The organism is Burkholderia sp. 9775_39 (assembly GCF_015712225.1).
Classification (GTDB): domain Bacteria; phylum Pseudomonadota; class Gammaproteobacteria; order Burkholderiales; family Burkholderiaceae; genus Burkholderia; species Burkholderia cenocepacia.
The window spans coordinates 82,710-97,556 of record NZ_JACCQC010000023.1 but is presented as its reverse complement, the minus strand read 5'-3'; the positions used below and the strand labels follow the sequence as shown (position 1 = coordinate 97,556).

Here is a 14,847-nt window from a genome sequence, read left to right as displayed (position 1 = left end):
GCCGCGATGATGGCGTTCGCCGTGCTGCCCGCTCGCGCAGATTGCCTTGATGACGCGGCCGCATTTCACCGTGTCAATCCGCGGCTGCTGCGTGTGATCGCGCAGCACGAATCGGGCATGCGGGCCAATGCGGTGAATCGGAACACGAACGGCAGCGAGGACATCGGGCTCATGCAGATCAACACGTCCTGGCTACCCACGTTGGCGCGCTACGGCATCCGTCGTGAGCATCTCTTCAACGGCTGCGTCAGTGCCTACGTCGGCGCGTGGATCCTCGCGTCGAACGTCCGCCGCTTCGGCCCGAACTGGAAGGCGGTCGGTGCCTACAACGCGGTTACGCCATCCAAGCAGCTCGTCTACGCCAGCGCGATCTATCGCCGCTTTATGCAACAGGGCCGGTAACCATGCAGAAGACACATTCGAATCTGGCGCGGATGCGCGCGCTTGTTGCGGTGGCGCTGGCCGTGTTGCATATCGCGGCACACGCTGCGGCCGATCCCGCCGCGAAGTCCATCGATGCGGACGGCTGGCAGGTGCTCGCCTCTGCGCCGAAGACGCAACCGGCTGCTGTAGAGAATTCGAGGCAGTCACAGCTGCAGCCAGCACCGATCTCCGCGCCGACGAGCATGGCAGCGGCCCCGTCTACCGACGTCGCCGCTGTCGTGTTGCCGGGCGCGGGTGCGCCGGCCGCGAGCGGCACGCTGACGTTCTCAGTGACGCCGGCAGACGTGAATCTGCGCGATGCGCTCGACCGCTGGCTGCAGCAGCAGGGCTGGCAGCTCGCCTGGAAGATTGACGACGACCTGCCGCTCGAGTTCAACGCGTCCTTCACGGGCGACTTCACCTCCGTCCTGCAGCAGGTGATGAAGGCGACCAATCACATGCGCACGCCGACGCGCGCGTGCCGCCACTCGAACAACGTCATCCGCGTGATCGCACGCGCGGGCAACTGCCAGGACTGAGAACCATGCGTGTTCACCTTTTGAAATCCGCTGTCGCGATCGCAGCTGCGCTGATGGCCGCAGGCTGCGCCGTGACGCAGCAGGACGTCAACGACAGCTACGACGCTGCACACCGTACCATCTCGGACGCGCTTGGGAAGGGGCCCGCGCCGATGGCGCTCGTCGAGGACGTGCCGACCGCGTTTCTGGGAGACCGGCTGGTGCCGCTCGCGTACGAAGCGACGCTGCCGGCCGTATTCCGCGACAAGACGGTCACGCTTCCCGCGAACCTCGGCATCAAGCAGATCGCGACGTTGATTTCGACCGCGACGGGCTACCCGGTGCATCTGAGCCCGGACGTATTCGTGCCACGCGACTCGCTGGTGCCGGGCCAAACGGAGTCGAAGGGGCAGAACAATACCGCGAGAACCGAAGAGCCGGTCTACCGACAGGCATTCACGGGCCGGTCCGGTACGTACATGAAGAACATGACGACCGACCTGGGTCTCGACTGGTCGTTCGATGGCAGCACGATCAACGTGAGTCGGTTCGTCACGCGCATGTACCAGATCGCCGCGATCCCCGGCAAGGTGTCGATCAAATCGACGATGAGCAAGGGCATGGACACGTCGACCGGCAATCAGTCGGGTAGCGGCGGTGGAGGTAGCTCCGGCGGCAACACGGGTTCGTTCTCGGCGCAGACATCGACGGGGCGCGAAGGCGACTTCGATCAGATCGCAGCGATCACGGCCGAAATCGAGAAGCTCAAATCGCCCATGGGCAGGGTGAGCGTGAACCCGCAGAGCCGGCTCGTGATGGTGTACGACACCAAGGAAGCGGCCGACAACATCGGGAAGCTGCTGAAGCACGAAAACGCGATCTCGACGCGTCAGGTGGCCATCACGGTCCGCACGATCCAGATCGCGCTGAACCGGGGCAGCCAGGCGGGCATGAACGCGGACGTTGTCTTCAATGCGATGCATGCCGGCCTCGCGCGCTACGCGATCAGCTTCTCCTCACCGACGTCGCTTGCCACGGGTGGCGGCTCGGTCGGTGTCTCCGTGTTGCGCCCGGACGCGCCGTTCTCTGGAACCAATGCGGTCGTGAATGCGTTGAACCAGTACGGTCGAACGGTGCAGGACAACACGATGACCAAGATGACGCTCAACGGCCTGCCGGTCTCGGTCGCGTCGTTCAAGAGCGACGACTACCTGCGATCGACCACGCCGTCGTCCGGCTCGCTGACGGCGACGTCCGGCGGTGTGCCGGGTCTGACGCCGGGCACCATCACCACGGGCGATTTCGTGAACGTCCTGCCCGCGGTCAACGATCACAACCAGATCGTCCTCGCGTACTGGGCGGACAGCTCGAAACTCAACGGTCCGTTTACGAGCGCGGGCGCTGGGTCTGGTCAGACTCAGCAGCAGATCCAGCTCGCACATACGGTTGGCACGAAGGACGACCAGACGATTGCCCTGTCGGACGGTCAGACCATCGTCCTGTATGGCGCGATCACGGATCAGGCCGACAGCACGACGAATACCGGCATCGCAGGCATCACGGGTAGCTGGAACAAGGCGAAGACGTTCCAGATCATCATGCTGAAGGCGACGGTCGTCCCGTCGATGTGATCATGATGCACATCACGGAACCCCTGCCGACCGACAAGCGCGCACGCCTTGTGTTCGGCATCGACTGGCGGGCCTACCCGGTAAAGGGCGGAAAGGCCGAACGCCGGCGCTATGCGGATGCCTTCGGCGCGACGCACTACGTCGAGTTCAAAGTTGGTACCGACCTGATCGGCGGCTTTGCGATGCCGGATACCCCCGACGTGAAAGGTTCTCGCCTGTACTCGGGTGCGGCGCGCGTAGCCCTCCATGAGCGCATCAAGAGCCGCGCCGCGACGCTGGTCCTGCTGCAGGACGGCCCACGCATCTACCTGATCTTCGTGGTGCGTGGCGCGGTGCGAAACGACGAAGTGCTGTCCCCCGAGGCGGCGCAATCGCGGCGTTTGGAGATCGAGCAGGAATGCCTGAGAGGCAATCTGAAGCTCGACACGCTCGGTACGGGCGATCGGATCGGCGACGTTGATGAGCCGTTCCAGGCGAGCGAGCTGCTCGCGAACGGCAAGGTCGGTCGCGTCACGAAGCTGCCGATGTCCGTGCCGACCCTGGTTCCGGTCATCGCGATCGTGATCGGCGGGTTGTTCGGCGTTCCCAAGCTGATGGATGTGCTGTCCCCGCCTCCGCCGCCGCCCCGTGCTCCAACCTTCGCCGAACAGTACGCGACGGCGGTTCAAGAGGCGTTCGCGCGCGTGCAACCGCGAGCATCCGAGCTCGCGCCTGCGTTGCTCGCGGCCGTTGGCGGTAAGGAAACGGTCATCAAGGGGTGGTTGTTCCAGGAGGCGACCTGTCCGTCGTCCGGGTTCTGCACGATGAAGTTTCGCCGGAATGGGGGGACCTTCGCTGGGTTCGCACAGGCAGCGACTGCGGACATGCGTCCGGTGACGTTCGCGCGTGACGGCCTTTCGCTCGAGTGGCGAGGCCCGGCTGTTCCGAAGGTCGTGTCCCTGAAGGAGAGTGAGTCGAAGAATTGGCCCGCTTTGCAGGCGTTTATCGACATGCTCCAGACGCCACCGCAACGCATGTCGTCCAAGACCCTGGAGCTTCGCGCCTATGGCTACGTCGTCACGCTCGATGAACCGCGGTCTCTGATTGCGGTACCTGGCGCCGTTGAAGGAGGGCGTGTCGGGCCGTTGCTCAAACAGGGTGGTTGGACGATCGAAGGTTTTCGCTGGCAATCACCGCTGCTCGCCAAGCTGCCGCCGAACATGACGATCGAATCGCTGACGGTCGACCTGCGTCTTAATGAAGGTGCGACAGCGACCCCCAACAGGGAAACGGGCGAATCGTCGTATGGCGTTCACTTCACCGCGAAGGGTAAATACTATGTTTTCGATTAAGCACGCACTCATCGCGGCGGGCGTTGGCATTGCCGCGTCCGCTCATGCCGGACCCGTTGGCGCCAGCCTGTCGATCGACGACATTGACCAACTGGCGCGCGCGAATCTCGCCCGCCAACTGGGTGGGGGTGCGCCCAGCGTTGGTATGTTGCCGCCCGGTGCCATGTCGCAGTCGCAGCCGGGCATCGTCGCGAGCGGTGTGACAGCTGACGCTCAGCCGAAGCCGGTAGAGAAACCGCTCCGCCCGCCGCGTGCGCATGCCGAGCCGGTTTTGTTCCTTGGTGCGTTCAACGACGAGACCGGAGCCCATGTCCTGTACTCGTTCCGCGATGCGATCTACCCGGCGCGGGTCGGTGCAACGTTGCTCAACGGCTGGAGCGTCAAGAGCGTCGACGGCTACGCGGTCACCGTGGCCGAAGGCAAGCGGACGTGGAAAGAGCCGATTCGCGGTGCCGCGCCGATCCAGTCTCCGGCAACGAACGCCGTTCGTTCGCTCGTGGATCTGGGTTCGCCGTTGCCAGCCGGCGCGCCGTTGCCGGGTATCCCGCTCGGAGGCACGCAATGAGCCTCTTTGCGGAGATGGAGTCGCAGGAGCCGGAGAAGCGCGGTTTGCTCGGCCGGCTCAAGGCATTCAAAGCGGGCTTTACCGATAGCTCGTCGAGTGCGATGCCGATCGTCGGTCGAGAGCCGGTGGATGGCGGCGAATCAGCCGCTGAAGTCGACCGCCCGCGCGAACCGCGTTTCAAAACGACGAGCAAACCGGTGAACCCGCGGCAGGCGAATCACGGTCAACCGATGACGATGGGCATGAGGCTGCGTCGCGCGCAGGATGAAATCGAAGACGTGCCGGTGTTCGAGGAGGACACTGCGTCGCCGCGTGCTGCCGCCGTCGATGTTCCGCCGGCTCACGATGTTGGGAGTGCCACGCCCGACGACATGCGTACGACCGCGAGTTCCGATATTCCGCCTTCGACGTTCGAGATGAAGGCCGACACGGCAGTTTCGTCGGAACCCGAGGCGGGCCCGGCGGCTGCGCGGGCGGATGCCGCGGCGCATGAGGCAGCACGTGTGCCCGAGCGGTCCGAGTCGCAGGACGCGGACGCAGTGAATGGGCGCGAAACCGCATCGTCGCGTCCGGCTGGATACGACGACCCGCCGACGGTGCGCCGAATCGGCACGGACGTGACCGAGGCGCCGGAGGTTTCGATCGAGACGGGTCGGCCGCGTCTGGTGCATGCAGACGCGCTGACGTTCAAACGGGTGTTGTGCCAGCGCGATGAAAACGCTGCGCTGGCCGTCAGCGAATCGGCACGCCGCGAGTTCATTGCGGTCGAGCTGCAGGCAGGAATCTCGATCGTTGTGTCGACGCAGCGCTTCCACGAAAGCCAGTTGTACGCGACCTATCTGAAGGACCTCGCGCGCGCGGATATTTCCGTGCACGAAGAGATGGTCGCTGACGAGGAAGTGATTGCGGCGCTCTACAAATCGGAAAAGCAGCGGGCGACGTCCAGCGTACCGGAGTCGTCCCGGGCCATCGGCGCGTTCCGGGATGTGATCGAGGCGGCGACGGCGTACGGCGCGGGAGACGTTCACTACGAGTACCGGGAATACGCAGAAGACGTCGAGCTGCGTTTGCGCGTCGACGGAGAAATGTATTCCTACCGGAAGATGCCGAAGGCGCTGGTGCGCCGGGCACTCTCGGCGACCTATCAGGATCTCGTACAACGCAACACCAACTCCGGCGAGACGTTCCAGCCATCGGCGCCGCAGTCCGCGATGATTCCGCTGGTTGCGCATATGAGCCTCGTCAATATCCGTTGGCAGAGCGCGCCGCTTGTCGGCGGGTTCGACGTCGCGCTGCGCTTGCTGGACGGCAACTTCAAACACGTGAAGGTGCTGCTTCCGCAGGAGATGGGCCTGGAGGTGAGCCAACTGGAGATCCTTGAGAGTCTCGGCAAGGTAACCGGCGGCGCCACGTTCCTGACCGGCGAAACCGGGTCAGCGAAGACGACATTGCTGCGCGCGATGTCCTATCTCGTGCCGAATCGTGACCGCATCAAGCAGTTCGCGGTCAACGAGCCGTCCGAGGTTCCCGCGCCGTGGCTGTCGGACATTTCGATCCAGCGCCGGCCGAACGAAACGGAAGAGGACGCCAACCGAAAGATCGTCGAAGTCGTTCGCACGCTGATGCGAATGGATCCCGACGACCTGACGATCGGCGAAGTGCGCGACTCTGTCCTTGCCGGTTTGGTCGCCGAGCTCGCGCTGACCGGCCACCCGGTTCGTACGACGCTGCACGGAAACAGCATCCTCGGCGCGGTGATGCGATTGGTCGGTGGCCGGCTCAAGCTGCCAATGGACGAGGTGGCGTCCGGTAGTTTCCTGAATGCGGTCGGCAACCAGAAGTTGATCCCGGTTCTTTGCCCGCACTGCAAGCGACCGGCGCGCGACGTGCTGTCGCCGCAGCAGATCGCGACGCTGGAGCGCAAGTTCGGCCTGGACACGTCCAGCATGGCGTGCCGGGACGAGGACGGGTGCGAGCACTGCCGCCGTCCGGGTCTGTTCACGCGTACTGGAAAAGTAGCGGCGGGCATCAAGGGGCAGACGCTCGCGATGGAACTGTACCGACCTTCGCCCGAGTTCCTCGAGCGTGTTTCCGCGCGCGATTGGCGGGGCGCCGAGCAGGTGTGGCGCAGCAGCCGAAAGAGCGATTTCGCAGACGCCGACATGACGGGCAAGACCGTCTACGAGCACGCGCTGTTCAAGGCGTCGCGCGGCCTGATCGATCCGCGATTCATTGACGAGTCGATGTGCTCATTCGACGCCTACCGAGTGATGCCAGACGCAGGCGGGGCAGTGCCATCGTGATCAAGTCGCTCATCTATTCCGTTTTCGTCGTGCTTCCGGCGAAAGAGCGACTGCGCCTCGCGACGCTTCGATTCCGGGCAATGCGAGAAATGTTCTTCCGGGAGACTCGTCTCGATATCGCCAAGAAGGGGCTGCGCAACAGCGAGACCTTGCTCGAACGGCTGACGACGCTCGAGGTGCGCCATCGCTCGCGGAAAAACTTCTCGTGGCCGGTGTTCCAGAAGATCGCCCAGCGTATGCGCGCCGGTGATGATTTTGCGACTGCGATCAAGCCGTCTATCCCGAACGACGAATTCGTGTTGCTCGAACTCGCGGGGCAGTCGCCCCGTGACGATGCCGCGATTCGAGGGCTGGAACTGGCCGAGATGGCGGCGCATGCGAAGCGCGTACTGTCGGCGACAACGTCGCTGCAGATGGCGTATCCGGCCTTCCTGCTGGTCTATCTCTATTCGTTTTGTGTGCTGTTCGGCGCGCACATTCTGCCGGCGACGCTGGACGTTAAGCCGCTTGAGAAGTGGTCGGCGTTCGGCCAGTTCATCTACGCGTTCGACACGTTTTGCGCCGACTACTGGTGGCTGACGTCCGCTGTCGTCGTGGGGTTGGTTGTGGGGTATTTCCAGACGCTGAAGCATTGGACGGGCGAGTTTCGGAACCGCGTCGACGCAATGCCGCTGATGTGGCGCAATCGCCGGGATTTGCGTGCGGCATTGCTGATTGTGTCGTTGGCGGGATTGTTCGACTCGGGCCTCACCCTGCGCGCCGCGCTGGACAAACTCACCAAGTCGGCTGACCCGTGGATGCGTTGGCACTTGCGCCGGATGAGCGCGCGGCTGACTGCGAATCCTGACCAACCGATGCTCGCGCTCGATACCGGGATCTTCTCGGAAACCACCATCGACATTCTGACCGACGCGGCCGACCGCGACCAGTTTGTCGAGGCGGTGAAGGATCTTGGGCAAACGTCGCTCGAGCGTGTCGTCGAAGCGGTACGACGGAACGCAAAGATCACGCACTACGTGCTACTCGCTGGGGCGGTGCTGGCATTCCTTGTCTTCGGCCTCGGATCGTATCTCGCAACGGGTGCTGTCGCTTTCGATAGCTCGCCGACCTCTATCAACCAGAATTTCTAGGAGCCAACGACATGAACGAAAACAACAAACAGCTGCCGCGCAAGCGTCCCTACATCGGGAAGGGCCGTCGCAAGCAAAAAGGGGAGCTGTCGCTGGTCGAGGCCGCAGGCGTGATGGCCGGCGGCGCACTGATCGCGCTTCTCGTCTACATGGGCTGGGGATATGTGATGGATCGCATTCATGCGATGCAGTTCAAGAGCGAGGCGCAGTACTTCCGGAGCGGCATTCAGGACGCGACCGCGAGCGAGATCGACTTCTCGTCCGTCACGATGCAATCGCTTACGCAGGGGCGAGCATTCGATACCGCGGGTCGACGCCTGAACAAGACGTCAGGTGCCTTGACGGGACTCTTCGGCGGGAGCGTTTCAGCAGCGCCTGCAACGGTGACGGCAACGAATGACGCGGTTGCCGTAACGTATCCCGTGCCGGCGACAGTTTGTGCGCTTTCGGCCGATACGGTCTCAGCGGCGTACACGATGGTCAAGGTGAACAACACGACGATCTCGAGTCCGACGACCACCTATAGCTCGGCCGCTGCGAACACGGCGTGCTCATCGGCGGGCGCGACCGCCAGCATTGTGATGTACGCGACGAAGAGCAACTAAGGACAGACCGATGCTCAGCATTATTGAAGTCGTGGTCGTGCTGGTCGCTGCAGGGCTCATGACATTGCAAGCCATCCAGCGTGACGTCGAGACGCGCCGGCATGACGTGCTGAGCGTCGAAGGCAAGAACCAGGCGGCGATCAACACTGCTTTGTCGAACTGGGTGACGGACAAGTACGGCACGTTGGTGGCACAGATGGTTGGCGGGAAGTCCACGCCGATCACACCGCCGACGTTCGCCGAACTGCGCGCTGGTCAATACCTGAAGGCGGACTACGCGGCCGGGCCGTTCTGGGGCGGCTCCTACATGATCCAGATGAGCGTTGGTCCGGACGACTGCGGCACCAGCACGACGTCGTGCAAGGTCAGCTACGTCTTCTATTCGTCGCAGCCCGTAACGAGGCGCGGAACTCCGGACGTGGCCGGCGCGGGGGTAGTCGCGCAAGCAGCTGGCACGGGATTCGGGTTCTCGACGAGTCAGAACCCGGCGACGATCAAGGGGCTGAATGGTTCTTGGACTGCGACGAATCCCGTTCCCGGCGCGCCGGCCGGCATCGTGATGGCAACGAACGGCCCGTCATCGGACGGGAATGCCGTTTTCATCCGGCGCGACGGTTCGCTGAAATGGACGGGCAGCCAGGACGTCAACGGTGTCGATTTGCACAACGTCGGCAACATCGACGCGACCGGAACGATCGCCGCGCCGACGCTTGCTGCGTCGAACGTTGCGGTCAGCAACGCGGTGCGAAGCCCGGGGACGCTGGTCGTGCAGAACGCGGATGGGTCTGCGCCGGCGCCGATCTCGACAGGCGACAGCACCGTGAATGGCCAGCTGCAGGTGACGCAGACGATCACACCGGGTGCGGTTGCAACGCCGCGCGCGTGGTGTCCGACAAATGGCGCGATGGCACAAAACAGCGACGGTCGTGGGCAGATGCTGTCGTGTCAGGATCACGCCTGGTTACCGATTGGTGGGCCAGCGCTCCGGCACGGGTACTTCATGGTCCAGAACGGTTGGGGCGTTCCGGCGCCGAATTGCGCTACCGGTGGGACGCCGCAAATCGTCTTCAGTCCGGTGAGCTTCTACGTAAATCCGACGGCGACCGTTAATGTTTCCGCTTCGGGCAGCGGACCCTGGACCGTGTTCATTACCGACGGCAACGGTAACGGGATCAGCGGTACAGCCGTCGTCGAAACTTATTGTTCGTATTGAGGGAGAGGTAAGTGAAAAGCTGGATGAAGTGGGCATTGGCAGCGCTGATGTCCGTCGCTGCGAGCAGCGCATTTGCTGACGGATCGTGCCAGCCGGGGTTCGGTCTTCGGTCGTATCCGTTCTACGACAAGGCCGGTGCATATATCGGAATGCGGCAGGCATGCGCGCCGATCCCTTGCACCCCGGGCTATCAGGATTCCACGTGCGCGGCTCCGTTGCGTAACGGGGCGATTCCGCAGCCGCAGTGTCAAACAGGCGCGGGCTGGACGACCGTGGTCTCCTCAGTTTGGCAGGGGGCCCGATGGTCTGAACCACAGTGCAGTTATGCGGCTCAGCCGCAGTGTCCGGCAGGCTTTGACACCTCTGTGCCGTCGTCCTGGACCGGCTCAAGTTGGACTCAGCCAGGATGCACCAAAATTACCCCGCCGCCTCCTGTAGTTGTCGATCCAAATCAGGTCTGCACGGCCGTAGCGAATGGCTATAGGATGAGCGATGCAGATAAGACGAATTTTTATAACCAAGACGGGCAAATAACGCAGAACGCTCCGTTCCGAGTCAGTAACCAGTGGAGGGACTGGACCAGCATACCCGGCAAGAACCCTAACTACCCATATGGCGGCGGCTTCAGCGCGGATCGGTATGTGGTTTTCTATGGCGGATTGACCGGCCCGTGGTACTTGTATCAGCTCGCATGCCACCAGAGCAACACGTGGGAAGCGTTCTGCTATGTGAATCGGTCGACGGGGAGCGTCGATAACTTCTGGATCAATCCGACCGGTGCACCCAACGGCCAATGCAACCACTAGGGAATCGATGATTAATAGCGGACGGCGCGAGGTCGTCGGCGACGCTGGTGCGGAATTTCCGGATGCCGAAGTGAAAAGCGGCCCATTCGGAGAAGTTCGTCCCGAGGATGCACTTCATTTCTCGCATCTTTCACACACATGACGGACTGCTCCCATGAACCAACCTCAACCGGTGTTGCGCGATCACCAGGTTCGCCAGGGCGAACAGACTGAACAGTTGCGCCGTGTTCTTAAGCAGCCCCTTGTAGCGCACCTTGCGATGACGGAACAAGTTCTTGACGACATGAAACGGATGCTCGACCCGCGCGCGGATTTGCGCCTTGGTTCGCTCGACCTCGATCACCAGATCCTTCAGCGGACCGTTCTGCATCGCCTTGATCTTGCCCCGCTTGGCCGCCACGCGCCACGTCACCGACTGGCCCTTCATGTCATCGCGCTTGTCTACGCCGATATAGCCCGCGTCGCCGAACGCTTCTTGCTCGTGACCGTGCAACAGCGCGTGCGCTTGCGAAACATCCGACACATTGGCAGACGTGCCGACCACGCTGTGAACCAGCCCCGAATCAGCATCGACACCGATGTGCGCCTTCATGCCGAAGTGCCACTCGTTGCCTTTCTTCGTTTGATGCATGTCTGGATCGCGACGCTTCTCGGCGTTCTTGGTCGACGGCGGCGCTTCGATGATCGTCGCATCGACCAGCGTGCCTTCCTTCATCATCAGCCCGCGTTCGCACAGCGAGATGCCGATCTCGTCGAACAGCTTGCGCGTCAGGTCATGCTCGAGCAGCAGGCGCCGGAACTTCAACAGCGTGGTTGCATCCGGCACGTTCTCGACGGCCAGATCAATCCCGGCGAAGGCCCGCATCGCGATGCTGTCATACAGCGCGTCCTCCAGCCCTTCGTCCGACAGGCTGTACCACTGCTGCAGGAAGTAGATTCGAAGCATCCGCTCCAGACCGATCGGCGGGCGGCCGCGAGCTCCCTTCGGGTAGTACGGCTCGATTGCCGTCAGCAACCGCGACCACGGCACCAGCTTCTCCATCTCGTCCAGGAAACGCTGGCGCCTGGTCACGCGCTTCTTGCCCGCGCTTTCCGCTTCCGCAAAGCTCATTTGCCGTTTCATCGTCGTGGCTTCGTTCCGTGAACTATCTTTTACAACGCCCTCGGCTACGTCAGCGATGACCACCGAACTGATTAAATCAGTGTTTCCCTAGGCTCAGTGTTCGACAAATAGAAAGCGCCCGAGAGGGCGCTTTTTCGTTGGAGCCGAAGGCTTGTTATACGCTTACGCTCCGGTCGTGAAGCTGAAGCTTCGAGAGAAAGCTGTCCCGTTCACTGTACCGTTGAGCGTCACGTTGTAGGTGGTGTTGGGCTGCAACGGGGAAGTCGGATAGGCTACAGCTTGGTACTTGCCAACGAGTTTATTCGGATCAGAGTCGGAATTCAGCACCTGAATTGCGACTGCTCCCGAAGATCCGGTTACCGATGCCGATTGCAAAACGATTACGTCGGTGAGGTTCCCCATCACCGTGATTGGCGTGCCCCAACCGGACGAAGACACGCTCGGAGGGGTAGGGACTTCGCCGATGCCACGGTAGGGAACGCCCGTTACGCCATCGCACGGAAACGTCTTCGGGCCACCCTGGAGCGTTTGCGCTTTGGCGCTATACATGCTGACCGATTGCCACGACTCAGTAAATGTGTAGGATCCGGAGGTGGTCTGCGTTTCCGATTCGCCAAAGCCCGCGAGATCAACCGGGAAGGTCGCTACGACGGCGTGATATGCGCCCCCTAAGAGAGAGTCGACAAACTGCTGACCGGCAACAGTAGCGTTGAAATTGGTAGTGAAGACAGCGTTCGCTCCGCTCGCCCCGATTCCGATCACGCCCACTGGAAATCCTGCGGCGACTGCCCGATCTGCATAGGTTGCGCCAGTGTACCCAGCATTGCCCGACACCTCACTATCCGTAACCGCGTTGTTGAGGCCGATGTACTTGGCATGTGCCTGCGCAGCTTGGTCAAGCACGGTGTTTTGCTTGAGCGCGGGAAACCCGCATTGCGTGCGGTACTGATTCAGCATATTCAGCGCCGCGAGCTGCGCGCTGCCGGCCGCATATTGCGGGCTGTCGACCGTGCCCGGGACCGTCGTCGACGGCGTGCCGGGGTTGGACGGATTCGGATTGTTGCCCGTCGAGCCGGTGTTCGTGCTGCCACCATCGCCACCGCCGCCGCATGCGGCGAGCGCGAGCAGCGATGCCGCTGCGAGTGCGGAAAGACTGATGGTCGTGATCTTCTTCATTTGTTGGTCCTCGTATTGTTGTTGGGCTCGCCCACCGCGAACCCTTGATTCCATCCTACCGACGTGGCCGCGAAGTCAAGTCCGCGTGGCCGACGGCCCAGTTTTCGAAATGGCTTGGGCGAGCCAAAAAAACGCCAATTCTAAATTACGGTTAAATTTCATCAGACTTAATGGCGAGTCGGCAAAAAAATCCCGCCATCAGGCGGGAGTCAAGGTCTGCCGTCATCGGGACTTGCGCCGCTTCCAGTGGAATATCCGCAGGCCGATGAACGCCACGCCCAGCAACGCGGTTGATTTATACGGGATTGCCATTGACACGGCGGGGACGGCTGCAGCACCGACGTACATGCAGGTGAGGGCGACCAGCACCTTACCGAACCACGGTTTGGCCAGCATTCCAAGCACCGGCGGAGGCTGACTTCCAACCCAATCGGGATAAGCCTCATTGATCTGCTCGAGCTCGAACGACCCCGCCCTTGTCTCCCGCTGCGCTTGATAGAACCGTTCGTAGCGCTCGAATCGGCCATCGCCGCGGCCGTCGAGCCACGCGGCGTTGCTTTCGGCGACCAGGTAGGCGAGATCGTCCATGTGCCCTCTAGTGAACATAGACCGCTGCCCACGGCAGCGCAGCTTGGACGTCGACGATGACGCGCCCGTCGGCCTCGGAATAGTACTGCTCGGTTTCGGCGTCATACCATGCGAACTGCGGCCGGCGATCGCCGTTGATCACGATCAGGCTTGCCGGCAAGTCCGGAAGGGCGTGAGGCGCCGCGCAATTATCGTCATTCGCCATTGCGCGTCCTCGCCTTGGTGCTACGTCGCTTCGCGCCAAGCTGTCCCGTGCAGGCGGGGCAATCGAAGCTATGGTGCATTTCGATCTTGGTATCGTTGTTGCTGACGATGTATTCCGTGCGGCAGGTCCGGCACGGTGCGATCGTGAGCCGGTTATCGGCGGCCATCGCCCGCGTAAGGTTGCAGCCGCGGTCGACGGAGATTGCGTGTTGGCCACCGAAGATCTGCTGGTAGACGTCGTTGGTTGCGATCAGCGCTTGCGGTGCGTTGGCGCCTGAAGCGAGCGCCGCGCGGTACAGCCACGTGAAGATCGTGCCGTGCAGGCGATTGGTCGGCGTCTCGACAAACCAGTTGAGCGAGTTCGGCGTGTTGCCGCACGGTGAGCTGGTGCCATGCATTTCGACATACCGTTGGCGCATCGCGTTCTGATTCAGGCGAAACAGGCTGGCGGCCGTGGACGCGCGGCATCCATATGCCATCAGGGCATGTGCGTACGTCTCGTTCTTCTCGCGGGGCAAGCGCAATTCGCTCCAGCCGGCCTTGCCGGGCGCGCTGTTCATCCTGATCGGCGAAGTCGCCATGATCTGGTGCGCCACCATCTCGTCGGTCAGATCACTGGCGGTGAACTGATACCAGAAGGTCGGCGTGTTGAAGCGCCAACGAAACAGCGGCAGTCCGTTCATTCGGCCGAGTGCGATCCGCAGCTTGTAGGTCGGTACGGACGCGAGGTAGGCGACCACCTCGGTCGTAACCCCGAGAAGCGGAGCGGCCAGTACGCTGAGGTGAATGACGCTCGTGACCAGATCAAGGAAGACCCGGTTGTGCTGTTCGACAGAGAACTTCGCGAGCGCGTCCAGCGGGGGAAGCTTGCGCATCAGCTGGTCGACCGCGATGGTCGTGGGGGTGTCGTCGACGAAGCAGCGCCAGTCCTCGACCGACTCGAGGGTCGGCGCGACCATCAGGAACGGCGTGCGCAGTAGGTTGCGCAACGACTCCTCGTTATGTTTGACGTGGTCGATCTCTTTGCGCTCGACGGCGAGGATGTCGTTGAAATCCCCATTCATTTCGAGCAGCCATCTCATCTGATCGACGAGGTCGAAGTTTGTCACCTGGATGCGCTCGGCCAACCAGTTGGGTACGTACAGTCGCTCGATCGAACGGTAGGTCTCGCGCGAGTTTTTCTTGTCCATTTTTCTGAGTCTCTCTTCTACTGCACAACAATAAAGCGTGG

General features: G+C 62.3%; 14 protein-coding genes. 9 read left to right on the top strand and 5 right to left on the bottom strand.

The features are described 5' to 3' along the window. Positions 1–6: 6 nt before the first annotated feature. From H0X90_RS26790 to H0X90_RS26750, 9 genes are read left to right on the top strand one after another with little or no spacing between them, the layout of a single operon-like run. Positions 7–402: a lytic transglycosylase domain-containing protein gene (locus tag H0X90_RS26790; RefSeq protein ID WP_062911873.1), complete on the top strand. Its 396-nt coding sequence runs from the start codon at positions 7–9 to the stop codon at positions 400–402. Between the two features lie 2 nt (positions 403–404). Continuing rightward, positions 405–962 (top strand): toxin co-regulated pilus biosynthesis Q family protein, encoded by a 558-nt coding sequence (locus tag H0X90_RS26785; protein WP_196438305.1) that lies wholly within the window; start codon positions 405–407, stop codon positions 960–962. Between the two features lie 5 nt (positions 963–967). Continuing rightward, entirely contained in the window at positions 968–2,572 is a 1,605-nt protein-coding gene (locus H0X90_RS26780) for a type II secretory pathway protein (RefSeq protein ID WP_151062647.1), read from the top strand. Between the two features lie 2 nt (positions 2,573–2,574). Then, entirely contained in the window at positions 2,575–3,903 is a 1,329-nt protein-coding gene (locus H0X90_RS26775; protein WP_196438304.1) for a hypothetical protein, read from the top strand. Beyond that, a complete protein-coding gene (locus tag H0X90_RS26770) occupies positions 3,890–4,468 on the top strand; it encodes a hypothetical protein (protein WP_196438303.1) in 579 nt (192 codons plus the stop codon). Before H0X90_RS26775 ends, H0X90_RS26770 begins: the two co-directional genes overlap by 14 nt. Beyond that, a complete protein-coding gene (locus tag H0X90_RS26765) occupies positions 4,465–6,771 on the top strand; it encodes an ATPase, T2SS/T4P/T4SS family (RefSeq protein ID WP_196438302.1) in 2,307 nt (768 codons plus the stop codon). The genes H0X90_RS26770 and H0X90_RS26765 overlap by 4 nt, the downstream gene beginning before the upstream one ends. Beyond that, positions 6,768–7,901 (top strand): type II secretion system protein, encoded by a 1,134-nt coding sequence (locus H0X90_RS26760; RefSeq protein ID WP_196438301.1) that lies wholly within the window; start codon positions 6,768–6,770, stop codon positions 7,899–7,901. Before H0X90_RS26765 ends, H0X90_RS26760 begins: the two co-directional genes overlap by 4 nt. A gap of 11 nt (positions 7,902–7,912) precedes the next feature. Beyond that, positions 7,913–8,506 carry a type 4 pilus major pilin gene (locus tag H0X90_RS26755; protein ID WP_196438300.1) on the top strand — a complete coding sequence of 198 codons (594 nt, stop codon included), beginning with the start codon at positions 7,913–7,915 and terminating at the stop codon, positions 8,504–8,506. Positions 8,507–8,516: 10 nt separating this feature from the next. Then, positions 8,517–9,719, top strand: coding sequence for a hypothetical protein (locus tag H0X90_RS26750; RefSeq protein ID WP_151062641.1), 1,203 nt, complete (start codon positions 8,517–8,519; stop codon positions 9,717–9,719). Positions 9,720–10,655: 936 nt separating this feature from the next. On the opposite strand, the gene H0X90_RS26745 is transcribed toward H0X90_RS26750, so the two are convergent. The 5 genes from H0X90_RS26745 to H0X90_RS26725 form a co-directional block, all read right to left on the bottom strand. Next, on the bottom strand, positions 10,656–11,648 hold the full coding sequence (locus tag H0X90_RS26745) for an IS5 family transposase (protein WP_196438299.1): 993 nt from the start codon (positions 11,646–11,648) through the stop codon (positions 10,656–10,658). 162 nt (positions 11,649–11,810) lie between these two features. Beyond that, entirely contained in the window at positions 11,811–12,824 is a 1,014-nt protein-coding gene (locus H0X90_RS26740; RefSeq protein WP_151062639.1) for a CAP domain-containing protein, read from the bottom strand. Between the two features lie 222 nt (positions 12,825–13,046). After that, a complete protein-coding gene (locus H0X90_RS26735; RefSeq protein WP_151062638.1) occupies positions 13,047–13,412 on the bottom strand; it encodes a hypothetical protein in 366 nt (121 codons plus the stop codon). A gap of 7 nt (positions 13,413–13,419) precedes the next feature. Beyond that, positions 13,420–13,617, bottom strand: a complete 198-nt coding sequence (locus H0X90_RS26730; protein WP_062911812.1) for a hypothetical protein — start codon at positions 13,615–13,617, stop codon at positions 13,420–13,422. Continuing rightward, entirely contained in the window at positions 13,607–14,806 is a 1,200-nt protein-coding gene (locus H0X90_RS26725) for a FlhC family transcriptional regulator (RefSeq protein WP_062911813.1), read from the bottom strand. The genes H0X90_RS26730 and H0X90_RS26725 overlap by 11 nt, the downstream gene beginning before the upstream one ends. Between the last annotated feature and the right edge of the window lie 41 nt (positions 14,807–14,847).

Coding starts and splice junctions, on each gene's coding strand:
- H0X90_RS26790 (WP_062911873.1), top strand. CDS start 7: ATGATGGCGTTCGCCGTGCTGCCCGCTCGCGCAGATTGCCTTGATGAC.
- H0X90_RS26785 (WP_196438305.1), top strand. CDS start 405: ATGCAGAAGACACATTCGAATCTGGCGCGGATGCGCGCGCTTGTTGCG.
- H0X90_RS26780 (WP_151062647.1), top strand. CDS start 968: ATGCGTGTTCACCTTTTGAAATCCGCTGTCGCGATCGCAGCTGCGCTG.
- H0X90_RS26775 (WP_196438304.1), top strand. CDS start 2,575: ATGATGCACATCACGGAACCCCTGCCGACCGACAAGCGCGCACGCCTT.
- H0X90_RS26770 (WP_196438303.1), top strand. CDS start 3,890: ATGTTTTCGATTAAGCACGCACTCATCGCGGCGGGCGTTGGCATTGCC.
- H0X90_RS26765 (WP_196438302.1), top strand. CDS start 4,465: ATGAGCCTCTTTGCGGAGATGGAGTCGCAGGAGCCGGAGAAGCGCGGT.
- H0X90_RS26755 (WP_196438300.1), top strand. CDS start 7,913: ATGAACGAAAACAACAAACAGCTGCCGCGCAAGCGTCCCTACATCGGG.
- H0X90_RS26750 (WP_151062641.1), top strand. CDS start 8,517: ATGCTCAGCATTATTGAAGTCGTGGTCGTGCTGGTCGCTGCAGGGCTC.
- H0X90_RS26745 (WP_196438299.1), bottom strand. CDS start 11,648: ATGAAACGGCAAATGAGCTTTGCGGAAGCGGAAAGCGCGGGCAAGAAG.
- H0X90_RS26740 (WP_151062639.1), bottom strand. CDS start 12,824: ATGAAGAAGATCACGACCATCAGTCTTTCCGCACTCGCAGCGGCATCG.
- H0X90_RS26735 (WP_151062638.1), bottom strand. CDS start 13,412: ATGGACGATCTCGCCTACCTGGTCGCCGAAAGCAACGCCGCGTGGCTC.
- H0X90_RS26730 (WP_062911812.1), bottom strand. CDS start 13,617: ATGGCGAATGACGATAATTGCGCGGCGCCTCACGCCCTTCCGGACTTG.
- H0X90_RS26725 (WP_062911813.1), bottom strand. CDS start 14,806: ATGGACAAGAAAAACTCGCGCGAGACCTACCGTTCGATCGAGCGACTG.